The sequence below is a fragment of the Ramlibacter sp. genome (assembly GCF_036383835.1).
GTDB lineage: Bacteria > Pseudomonadota > Gammaproteobacteria > Burkholderiales > Burkholderiaceae_C > Ramlibacter.
Window position 1 is genome coordinate 1 of sequence record NZ_DASVNN010000155.1, and the last position, 9,756, is coordinate 9,756.

Consider the following 9,756-nt stretch of genomic DNA (forward strand, 5'->3'; position numbering starts at 1 on the left):
CTTGGCCAAGGCAGCGCCGCCCGAAGCGCGCGCGGAGGCTGCGCCGCGTGCCGCGGCGCCGGCCGCGCCCGCGGCGGCGCTGCGCGCCAGTCCCGCACCGCTGGCCTGGACGCAGGTGCGCATCGAGTCCGGCGGCCGTTCGGTGGTGGTGCCGCGCATGCAGGCCGGCGAGCTTGCCGCGCTGATCACCCGCATCCTGGCATCGCCGTCGGAGGACGCGCCGACGGCTACGCCCGGCAGCCTGCGGCTGGAGCTGGCGCAGGGCGACGAATCCGCGGGCGTGCTGGAACTGGCGGGCGACCGCTGGCGATGGACGTCCCTGCGCGAGTCGAGGCGGCCGCGGCTGTTGAAGCCGGAGCCGGGGGTGGCGGCGGCATTGCGGGAGCAGGCGGAGGAGTTGCTGCGGAGGTAGTGGGCGGTGCGTGCATCGCTGGGGTTCGCCTTCGGGCGCACCGCCAGCCTACGCGATGGCCGACGGCCTCATTGGTGCTTGAACTGCGCCTTGCGCTTGTTCACGAACGCATCCATGCCTTCCTTCTGGTCCTGCGTGGCGAACAGCGCGTGGAACAGGCGGCGCTCGAACATCACGCCGTCCGACAGGTTGCCTTCGAACGCGCGGTTGATGGATTCCTTGGCCGCCATCACCGCCACCTGCGAGTAGTCGCAGATCATCAGCGCGGCGGCCAGTGCCTCGTCCATCAGCCTGTCCAGCGGCACCATGCGGCTCACGAGACCCGCGCGTTCCGCTTCGGCGGCGTCCATCATGCGGCCGGTGAGCGTCATGTCCATCGCCTTGGCCTTGCCCACCGCGCGCGGCAGGCGCTGCGTGCCGCCGGCGCCGGGCATGATGCCCAGCTTGATCTCGGGCTGGCCGAACTTCGCGTTGTCGGCGGCGATGATGAAGTCGCACATCATCGCGAGCTCGCAGCCGCCGCCCAGCGCGAAACCGCCCACCGCCGCGATCACCGGCTTGCGGATCGAGCGGATCGTCTCCCAGTTGCGCGTGATGTAGTCGCCCTTGTAGACGTCGGCGAAGGTGTAGCTCGCCATCGCGCCGATGTCGGCGCCGGCGGCGAAGGCCTTCTCGCTGCCGGTGACGATCATGCAGCCGATCGCCGCATCGGCGTCGAAGGCCTTCAGCGCGGCGCCGAGCTCTTCCATCAGCGTGTCGTTCAGGGCATTGAGCTGCTTGGGGCGGTTCAGCGCGATCACGCCCACCTTGCCGCCTTCGGTGCGCACGTCGATGCATTCGTAAGCCATGCGTGTCTCCTTGTCTCGCGTGGACTATAACCAAGGGAAACCATGCTCCGGAGCGGCGCGGGGCCGGTGCTAGATTCGGCGCGAAGGAGACCATCATGAGCGAAGCCACCGTCCTGTTCGAGGCGCGCGGCAGCGTCGCGCTCGTCACGCTGAACCGGCCGCAGGCGCTCAACAGCTTCACGCGGCGGATGCACCAGGAGCTGTGGGCCATCCTCGATCGCATCGACGGCGACAAGTCGCTGCGCGTGGCGGTGCTCACCGGCGCCGGCCGCGGCTTCTGCGCCGGGGCCGACCTCGCCGAATTCGATTTCGAGCCGGGTCCCGATCTCGTCGAGCGCGCCGACCCGGGCCCGGTGATCGAGCAGGCCTTCAACCCTTCGATCCGCAAGCTGATGGAACTGCGCGTGCCGACGATCGCGGCGGTCAACGGCGTGGCGGCCGGCGCCGGCGCTTCCTTCGCGATGGCCTGCGACCTCGCCGTCGCCGCATCGAACGCGAGCTTCATCCAGGCCTTCAGCAGGATCGGCCTCATCCCCGACGCCGGCGGTTCCTGGTTCCTGGTCAAGAAGCTGGGGCTCGCGCGCGCCATGGGGTGCGCGATGCTGGGCGACAAGGTGCCGGCGAAGGACGCCAAGGAATGGGGGATGATCTGGGACGTCGCGCCGGAAGGCGAGGATTGCGTGCAGGCCGCGATGAAGCTGGCCGATCGCCTCGCCACCCTGCCCACCACCGCGCTGGTGCAGACGCGCAAGCTGTTGCGCGCCGCCGCCTCCAACGATCTCGACCGGCAGCTGGACCTGGAGCGCGACACGCAGTCGGCGCTGGGCCGCACGCACGACTACATCGAAGGCGTGATGGCGTTCCGCGAGAAGCGTCCCGCGCAGTTCAAGGGAGAGTGAGCTTGTCGACTCCCGAAGCGCTTGCCGCCCGCGTGGGCGACGCCATGTTCGCGGCCGATGCGGCGAGCAAGGACTTCATGCAGATGGAACTGCTGTCCTGCACGCCCGGCCGGGCCGTGATGCGCATGAAGGTCCGCGCCGCCATGCTGAACGGCCACAAGATCTGCCACGGCGGCCTGATCTTCACGCTCGCCGACTCCACCTTCGCCTTCGCCTGCAACAGCCACAACAAGGTCACCGTCGCCGCCGGCTGCAGCATCGAGTTCCTCAAGCCCGCGCACGAGGACGACGTGCTCACCTGCGAAGGCGTGGAGCAGGTGCTGCAGGGACGCCACGGCATCTACGACATGAAGGTGAGCAACCAGCGCGGCGAGGCGGTCGCCATGTTCCGCGGCAAGAGCACCAGCATCCAGGGCACGGTGATCCCGGAGGGGGCATGAATAGATTTCCTCTGGAACCCATCGAGAAGGCGAGCGTCGACGAACTGCGCGCCTTGCAGTTCAAGCGCCTGCGGCAGACGCTGCACCACGCCTATGCGCATTCGCCGGCCTACCGCCGCAAGTTCGACGCCGCCGGCGTGCATCCGGAGGACCTGCGCACCCTGTCCGACCTGCGCAGGTTCCCCTTCACCACCAAGTCCGACCTGCGCGAGGCCTATCCCTTCGGCATGCTGGCGGTGCCGCGCGAGCAGTGCGTGCGCATCCACGCGTCCAGCGGCACCACCGGCAAGCCCACCGTGGTGGCCTACACGCGCAACGACATCGAGACCTGGTCGCACGTGATGGCGCGCAGCATCCGCGCCGCGGGCGCGCGGCCGGGCGAGATGGTGCACGTGAGCTACGGCTACGGCCTGTTCACCGGCGGCCTCGGCGCGCACTACGGCGCGGAGAAGCTGGGGCTCACGGTGGTGCCCTTCGGCGGCGGGCAGACCGAGCGCCAGGTGCAGCTGATCGCCGATTTCCGGCCCGACATCATCATGGTGACCCCGAGCTACATGCTGGCGATCGCCGACGAGTTCGAGCGCCAGGGGCTGGATCCGCGCGAGAGCAGCCTGCGCCTGGGCATCTTCGGCGCCGAACCCTGGACCAACGACATGCGCGCCAAGATCGAGCAGCGCATGGGCATGGCCGCGGTCGACATCTACGGCTTGTCGGAGGTGATGGGGCCCGGCGTGGCCAACGAGTGCGTCGAAACCAAGGACGGCCCGACGATCTGGGAAGACCACTTCTATCCCGAGATCGTGGACCCGGAGACCGGCGAGCCGGTGGCCGACGGCGAACTGGGCGAGCTGGTGTTCACCAGCCTGACCAAGGAAGCCCTGCCGGTGATCCGCTACCGCACGCGCGACCTCACCCGGCTGCTGCCCGGCACCGCGCGCACGATGCGCCGCATGGAGAAGATCACCGGCCGCAGCGACGACATGATGATCGTGCGCGGCGTCAACGTCTTCCCGACGCAGATCGAGGAACTGATCCTCAGGCAGGCGGTGCTGGCCCCGCACTACCAGTGCATCCTGACGCGCGAAGGCCCGCTGGATGCGCTGACGGTCTGCGTGGAAGCGGGCCAGGGCTTCAATCCCGAAGCCGAGGACGTGAAGACCGCGGCCGAGCGGCTGGCGCAGGAGATCAAGGCGTACATCGGCACCAGCGCGCGCATCGAGCTGCGCCCGGCGGGCGGCATCGAGCGCAGCATGGGCAAGGCGAAGCGGGTCGTGGACCAGCGGCGGATGTAGCGCCCGTCATTCCCGCGCAGGCGGGAACCCAGGGCTTCCGGATGCTCTGGATCCCCGCCTCCGCGGGGATGACGCTCAACGCTGCTCGATGTGCTCGACCAGCAGGTCCAGATACGCCTCGTTCCCCATCAACACCCGGATCTTCACCGGCAGGTACTGCAGGCTGGGCGCGAACCACATCTCCGCCGTGATGTTGCCGCGCGGATTGGCGATCGGCCGCGGCTTCAGGTGGAAGGCCTCCACCTCGCCCAGCTTCGGCGTGCGCAGCATCTCGCGGCCGACGATGTCGTAGGTCCACAGGTCTACCGCGCCGGGGCGCGCCAGCCACAGGCTCACGGTGCGGCCGACCTCCAGCGGCGCCTTGCCGGTGGCGAAGCGCTGCGAGAGTTCCACGAACTGGCTGGCCGTGTCCTGCACGCCCGGCGGCCGCGGGATGGTCCGGCCGTTCTCCAGGAACAGCACCTCGTCGCCGAACTGCGCGGCGCGCCGCTTGCCGGGCCGCATCTCCTCGTAGGCGCGCGGCACCAGGCCGTTGGCCGTGACCTCGCCCTGGCTGGTGAGCACCTGCGTGAAGAACGGCTGCACCTTCACGTCCAGCCGCACCTGGTAGCGGTCGTTCTCGCGCTGCCACTGCACGCGCGCATCGCCGAACAGCGGCCCGCGCCAGTCGCCGGTGAGCCGGTAGGTCAGGCGCGTGTCCACCGGCCAGCGGTCCAGCGCTTCCGCGGTCTTGTCCTCGGTGACGGCGGCGCTCGCCGCCGCTTGCGCGGCGGAGGCGGCCGGCGCGGGCGCCGATGCGGCTTCCGCGGGCGCCTGCGCCACGACAGTCTCCGGTTCGGGGGGCGTCACCGGAACGACGGGCTCCGGCGCCTGCTGCGCCACGGCGGTTTCGGGTTTCGCCGGCTTCGCCTCGGACGCCTTGCGCTTCGGACGCGGCGCGATGCGCGCCTTGGGCACCGGCGGCGGCGCCGACATGGCCACCACCGGCGGCGGCGTGGCGGGCTGGAGCAGGCGCGTGTACATGACCGGCGCCATCTCGCGCAGCCCCGAGATGGCGTCGGCCTCGCGTCCCAGCCACTCCAGCGCCAGCAGGTGGCCGAGGAGCACCCCGGCCGCCAGCAGCGAGAGCTTCAGTGTTGCGTGCCGAGCCACGGGTGGACGCGCGCGGCGTCGCGCAGCACCAGCCGCCAGGTCTGGACGGCCGCCGGGATCGCCAGGTCCAGGCGCAGGATGCGGCGGTCGCGCGCCACCAGCGCGGTGAGCTTGCGCTGGCTGCCGGCGTAGAACAGCAGGTCGTCCAGCTTGGACAGCCGCCAGGCGCTGCCGGCCACCTCCACGCCGATCCACTCGTCGTTGGCGGCGAAGCCGGCCTGTTCGGCGGCGCCGCCGCGCAGCACGTTCTTCAGCACGATGCCGCCCTGCGCTTCGGCCACGCGCACGCCGAGGCGCTGCTGCATCTGCGCCGGTTCTTCCATCACCTGCACGCCGTGCTGCTCCAGCAGCTCCTTCAGCGGCAGTTCGCGCGTGCCGTGCACCCAGGCGGCCAGTTCGCGCGTGTAGGCGCGGCCGCCCAGTTCCTTCAGCACGGCGGCGAAGTCGGCTTCCGCCATGGGGCCGCCCTTGCAGCGCTGCCACAGCGCGCGCATCACGTCGTCCAGGCTGGCGTGCCCTTCGGCGCGCAGCGTGAGGTCGAAGCAGGCCGCCACCAGCGCGCCCTTGGTGTAGTAGCTGACGGTGGCGTTGGCGGTGTTCTCGTCCTGGCGGTAGTACTTCACCCAGGCGTCGAAGCTCGCCTGCGCCACCGACTGCACTTCGCGGCCGGGCGTCTGCAGCACCTGGTTGCAGGTCTTGGTGAGCAGCTTGAAGTAGGTGGCGTCGTCGATCAGGCCGGCGCGGCGCAGCAGCAGGTCGTCGTAGTAGCTGGTGAAGCCCTCGAAGAACCACAGCAGCTGCGTGTAGTTCTCGCCGGAATACTCGTAGTGCGCGAACTCCGCCGGCCGCAGGCGCTTGACGTTCCAGGTGTGGAAGTACTCGTGGCTGATCAGGCCCATCAGCGTGACGTAGCCCTCGCCGGTGCGCGCCTCGCCGATGCGCGGCAGGTCGCGGCGCGAGGCGATCAGCGCGGTGGAGTTGCGGTGTTCGAGCCCGCCGTAGCCGTCGTCCACCGCGTTGAGCAGGAACAGGTAGTCCTTCATCGGCGGCTTGCGGCGGTCGTGCCAGAAGCGGATCTGCGTCTCGCAGATCTTCTGCATGTCGGCCAGCAGGCGCTCGCCGTCGAAGGACTCGGCGGCGCCGGCGACCACCACGCGGTGCGGCACGCCGCAGGCGCGGAACTCGCCGCTCCAGAAGGCGCCCAGTTCCACCGGGCAGTCCACCAGTTCGTCGTAGTCGTGGGCCTGGTAGGTGCCGAAGCCGCGCTTGCCGGTCTTCAGGGGCGTGAGGCCGGTGGCGGCTTCCCAGTGCGGATAGGCGCGCGGCGCGACCAGTTCCAGTTCGTGCGGTTCCTGCGCCTGGCCGTGCACGCGCAGGCACAGGCTGGTGCCGTTGAAGAAGCCGCGCTGCGAATCGAGCCAGGCGGTGCGCACCGAATGGTCGAAGGCGTAGACCTCGTAGCTGAGGACCAGCGGACTCGAGGGCACGCAGTCGACCTGCCAGCTGGCCTTGTCCTGCTGGTGCACGGCCACCGGCCGGCCGTCCTGCCGCGCCGTGAGCTTCTGCAGGTGGCGGGCGAATTCGCGCACGAGGTAGCTGCCCGGGATCCACGCCGGCAGCGACACGCGCTGCCCCGCCTGGGGCTGCGGCACCGTGAGCGTCACGTGGAAGAGGTGGGCGGCGGGATCCGCCGCTTCGACCCGGTAGTGCGGGCCCGCCGAACGCGCCGCGATCACTTGCCGCCGGCCGCCAGCAGCTTCTCGATGTCCGCCGCGCCGATGGCGCCGGGCACGCGCGAACCGTTCATGAACACCAGGGTGGGCGTGCCGGTGATTTTGTACTTGCGGCCGTATTCGATGTTGCGCGCCAGTGCCGACAGGTCGCACTTGTCGTCGGCCTTGGCCGCCGGCTCGTTGCGCACCATCCAGTCCTGCCAGGCCTTGCCCTGGTCCTTCGCGCACCAGATGTTGCGCGACTTGACCTCGGAGTCCGGCCCGAGGATCGGATAGAGGAACAGGTAGACCGTGACGTTGTCGACCGATTGCAGGTCGCGCTCGAAGCGCTTGCAGTAGCCGCAGTTGGGGTCCTCGAACACCGCCACCTTGCGCTTGCCGTTGCCGCGCACGATGGTGAAGGCGTCCTTCACCGGCAGCGCCTTGAAGTCGATCGCCATCAGCTTCTCGACGCGTTCGTCGGTGAGGTTGCGCTGGCCCTTGGTGTCGAGCATCTCGCCGTGCACCAGGTAGTTGCCTTCGGCGTCGGAATAGAAGATGTCGGTGCCGGAGCGGACCTCGAACAGGCTCGGGATCGGGGTGCGGCGGATCTCGTCGATGGTGCCCAGGCGCGGCAGCCGCTGGGGCAGCACCTTGCGCAGCGCGCTTTCGACGGCCGGCGGCACCGGGCGCTCCGCGTTGGCCTTCGTCGGCGCGAGGGTCGTGTCGGTGGCGGCGCCGGCCAGCACGCCGGCGCCCAGCAGCGCGGCGGCGAGCAGCGCGCGGATCGTGTTCGCTTTCATGTTCTTTCCATTCTCGAGAGATGGCGTGCGGAGCCCATGGCATGCCGCACCACCCAACGTTTGACCGGGCCGCTGTGGTCGAAGCCCCGCATGCCCCAGTTGCGCAGCAGCGCCCAGGGCTCGGCCGGCTGCGCGAACAGCTGCTGCAGGCCGTCGGTCGTCCAGGCCATCGCCAGCACGTCGCCCTTGCGGGCGCGCTCGTAGCGGCGCAGCAGCTTCACGTCGCCGAGGCTGCGCCAGTATTCGCGCTCGTGCAGCACCTGGGCCAGCCGTTCGGCGTCGCCCAGGCCCAGGTTCAGTCCCTGGCCGGCCAGCGGGTGCACGTTGTGGGCGGCGTCGCCCGCCAGCACCCAGCCCGGCCCGCACCAGCGGTCGGCCTCGGCCCGCTGCAGCGGCCAGGACATGCGCTCGCTGGTCAGCCGCATGGCGCCGAAGGCGTCGCCGCAGGCCTGCCGCAGCCGCGCCTGGAAGTCTTCCGGCGACAGGGCCAGCAGGTCTTCCACCCGGCATTCCTGCACCGACCACACCAGCGCCATCGCGTTGCCGGAAACGCCGCCCATGGGCAGCAGCCCCAGCACGTTGCCGTCGTCGAACCACTGGTGGGCGACGCCGCCGTGCGGTTTTTCGCACTCCAGGCGCGCGGCAATCGCGCGCTGCGGGTACGACGCCACCTGGAACTGCACGCCGAATTCGGCGCGGGTGCTGCTGTGGCGGCCTTCGCACACCGCGGTGAGTCCGGCGGGGCGCGGCTCGGCGAGCAGCTCGATCTGGGGCTGGTAGCGCACCGCCTCGGCCAGGCGCGCCAGCAGCGGCTCGACCTCGACGATCCAGGCCAGCGCCGGCACGTTTTCCTGGCCGGCGGAAAAGCGCACGCGCCCGCCTTCGTCGCCGCGCACGTCCATGCCCAGCACCGGGGTGGCGTGCTGTTCGTCGGGCCAGGCGCGCAGGCGCAGCAGCAGCTCGCGCGAGGCGGCGTTCAGGGCGTAGGCGCGCACGTCCGAATGGCCGGACGCCGGGGCGGGCTGGGCGTCCACCAGGCCCACGCGCAGCCGGTCGCGCGCCAGCAGCAGGGCCAGCGTGCGGCCCACGATGCCCGCGCCGCGGATACAAACGTCGAGAGGAGCGGCCATGAGGGCATTGTAGGAGCCGGGCACAATCCCGGCTGATCCTTCCAGCCGCCCCATGAGCCATCACGTCGCCGCCCGCATCGCCCGCCTGTTCGTCTACCCGGTCAAGTCCTGCGCCGGCATCGAGGTCCGCGAGGCCTTGCTGACCGAGACCGGCTTCGACCTCGACCGCGCCTGGATGGTGGTCGACGAGGCCGGCAACTTCGTCAGCCAGCGCGAGCTGCCCCGCATGGCCCTGATCCGGCCGCAGCTGAAGCTGCACGACGTCGTGCTGCGCGCGCCGGGCATGCTGGCGCTGCACCTGTCGATCGACACCGTGGAAGAGCCGGTGCGGGTGCGCGTCTGGGACGACGAGGTGGCGGCCTACGACATGGGCGCGGTGGCCGCGCAATGGTTCACGGACTTCCTCGGGCGCAAGCTGCGGCTGGTGCGCTTCGACCCCGAGCACCAGCGCCTGTCCAACCTGCAGTGGACGGGCGGGGCCGAAGCGCTCAACCAGTTCAGCGACGCCTACCCGCTGCTGGTGGCCAGCACGGCCTCGGTCGACCTGCTCAACGAGAAGCTGCGCGCGCAGGGCAAGCCGGCGGTGGGCATCGAGCGTTTCCGGCCCAACATCGTGCTGGAGGGCGTCGAGGCGCACGACGAGGACCGGCTGGAGCTGCTGCACGTGGCGACCGACGAGGGCGAGGTGCAACTGAAGCCGGTGAAGCCCTGCGCGCGCTGCCCCATCCCCAACATCGATCCGGCGACGGCCGAGAGCGATCCGGCGGTCGCCGACACCCTGCAGGGCTACCGCCGCAACGACGTGGTCGGCGGCGCGGTGAGCTTCGGGATGAATGCGATCGTGGTGGAGGGCATCGACCGCACACTGCGGGTCGGCCAGGCGGTGAGCGCGGATTTCAGGTTCGACTAGCGGCGGGAGGGTGGGCCAGCGAGCTTGCCCACCTGTTTGGACCGGGGACATGGGTAACGGGTGTGCGAGGACATAGGTAACACCCTGGGCTCAAGTATCCACAGGCTTGTGGCGCAGGTCCAAGCGGCCGAAGCGTTGGTGGCAAAAATACAGGTCAA

The 9,756-nt window shown here is 70.3% G+C and carries 10 protein-coding genes; 5 read left to right on the plus strand and 5 right to left on the minus strand.

Features of this window, described 5'->3' with window-relative positions:
* On the plus strand, positions 1 to 412 hold a 412-nt coding region (locus tag VF522_RS23970), incomplete at its 5' end, for a hypothetical protein (protein ID WP_414709580.1).
* 68 nt (positions 413 to 480) lie between these two features.
* Here the strand turns inward: VF522_RS23970 and VF522_RS23975 are convergent.
* On the minus strand, positions 481 to 1,260 hold the full coding sequence (locus tag VF522_RS23975) for an enoyl-CoA hydratase (protein WP_330910857.1): 780 nt from the start codon (positions 1,258 to 1,260) through the stop codon (positions 481 to 483).
* Positions 1,261 to 1,355: 95 nt separating this feature from the next.
* On the opposite strand from VF522_RS23975, the gene VF522_RS23980 reads away from it, so the two are divergent.
* From VF522_RS23980 to paaK, 3 genes are read left to right on the plus strand one after another with little or no spacing between them, the layout of a single operon-like run.
* On the plus strand, positions 1,356 to 2,159 hold the full coding sequence (locus tag VF522_RS23980; protein ID WP_330910858.1) for an enoyl-CoA hydratase-related protein: 804 nt from the start codon (positions 1,356 to 1,358) through the stop codon (positions 2,157 to 2,159).
* 44 nt (positions 2,160 to 2,203) lie between these two features.
* Positions 2,204 to 2,599 (plus strand): hydroxyphenylacetyl-CoA thioesterase PaaI, encoded by a 396-nt coding sequence (paaI, locus tag VF522_RS23985; protein ID WP_330910865.1) that lies wholly within the window; start codon positions 2,204 to 2,206, stop codon positions 2,597 to 2,599.
* Positions 2,596 to 3,891: a phenylacetate--CoA ligase PaaK gene (gene paaK / locus VF522_RS23990; RefSeq protein ID WP_330910859.1), complete on the plus strand. Its 1,296-nt coding sequence runs from the start codon at positions 2,596 to 2,598 to the stop codon at positions 3,889 to 3,891. Before paaI ends, paaK begins: the two co-directional genes overlap by 4 nt.
* Positions 3,892 to 3,966: 75 nt before the next feature.
* On the opposite strand, the gene VF522_RS23995 is transcribed toward paaK, so the two are convergent.
* The 4 genes from VF522_RS23995 to VF522_RS24010 are packed head-to-tail and all read right to left on the minus strand — an operon-like array spanning position 3,967 to position 8,688.
* Positions 3,967 to 5,043, minus strand: a complete 1,077-nt coding sequence (locus VF522_RS23995) for a DUF3108 domain-containing protein (protein ID WP_330910860.1) — start codon at positions 5,041 to 5,043, stop codon at positions 3,967 to 3,969.
* On the minus strand, positions 5,022 to 6,779 hold the full coding sequence (locus VF522_RS24000; RefSeq protein WP_330910861.1) for a peptidase M61: 1,758 nt from the start codon (positions 6,777 to 6,779) through the stop codon (positions 5,022 to 5,024). Before VF522_RS24000 ends, VF522_RS23995 begins: the two co-directional genes overlap by 22 nt.
* The gene (locus VF522_RS24005; RefSeq protein ID WP_330910862.1) at positions 6,776 to 7,558 is read right to left on the minus strand and encodes a DsbC family protein; all 783 of its coding nucleotides are present in this window, start codon (positions 7,556 to 7,558) and stop codon (positions 6,776 to 6,778) included. The genes VF522_RS24000 and VF522_RS24005 overlap by 4 nt, the downstream gene beginning before the upstream one ends.
* On the minus strand, positions 7,555 to 8,688 hold the full coding sequence (locus VF522_RS24010) for an FAD-dependent monooxygenase (protein ID WP_330910863.1): 1,134 nt from the start codon (positions 8,686 to 8,688) through the stop codon (positions 7,555 to 7,557). Before VF522_RS24010 ends, VF522_RS24005 begins: the two co-directional genes overlap by 4 nt.
* Before the next feature lie 52 nt (positions 8,689 to 8,740).
* Between VF522_RS24010 and VF522_RS24015 the strand changes: the two genes are divergently transcribed.
* The gene (locus VF522_RS24015) at positions 8,741 to 9,598 is read left to right on the plus strand and encodes an MOSC domain-containing protein (RefSeq protein WP_330910864.1); all 858 of its coding nucleotides are present in this window, start codon (positions 8,741 to 8,743) and stop codon (positions 9,596 to 9,598) included.
* Positions 9,599 to 9,756 lie beyond the last annotated feature (158 nt).

Bases quoted from the DNA above. Each gene is read 5' to 3' on its own strand.
- VF522_RS23975 (WP_330910857.1), bottom strand. From the start codon at position 1,260: ATGGCTTACGAATGCATCGACGTGCGCACCGAAGGCGGCAAGGTGGGC.
- VF522_RS23980 (WP_330910858.1), top strand. From the start codon at position 1,356: ATGAGCGAAGCCACCGTCCTGTTCGAGGCGCGCGGCAGCGTCGCGCTC.
- paaI (WP_330910865.1), top strand. From the start codon at position 2,204: ATGTTCGCGGCCGATGCGGCGAGCAAGGACTTCATGCAGATGGAACTG.
- paaK (WP_330910859.1), top strand. From the start codon at position 2,596: ATGAATAGATTTCCTCTGGAACCCATCGAGAAGGCGAGCGTCGACGAA.
- VF522_RS24005 (WP_330910862.1), bottom strand. From the start codon at position 7,558: ATGAAAGCGAACACGATCCGCGCGCTGCTCGCCGCCGCGCTGCTGGGC.
- VF522_RS24010 (WP_330910863.1), bottom strand. From the start codon at position 8,688: ATGGCCGCTCCTCTCGACGTTTGTATCCGCGGCGCGGGCATCGTGGGC.
- VF522_RS24015 (WP_330910864.1), top strand. From the start codon at position 8,741: ATGAGCCATCACGTCGCCGCCCGCATCGCCCGCCTGTTCGTCTACCCG.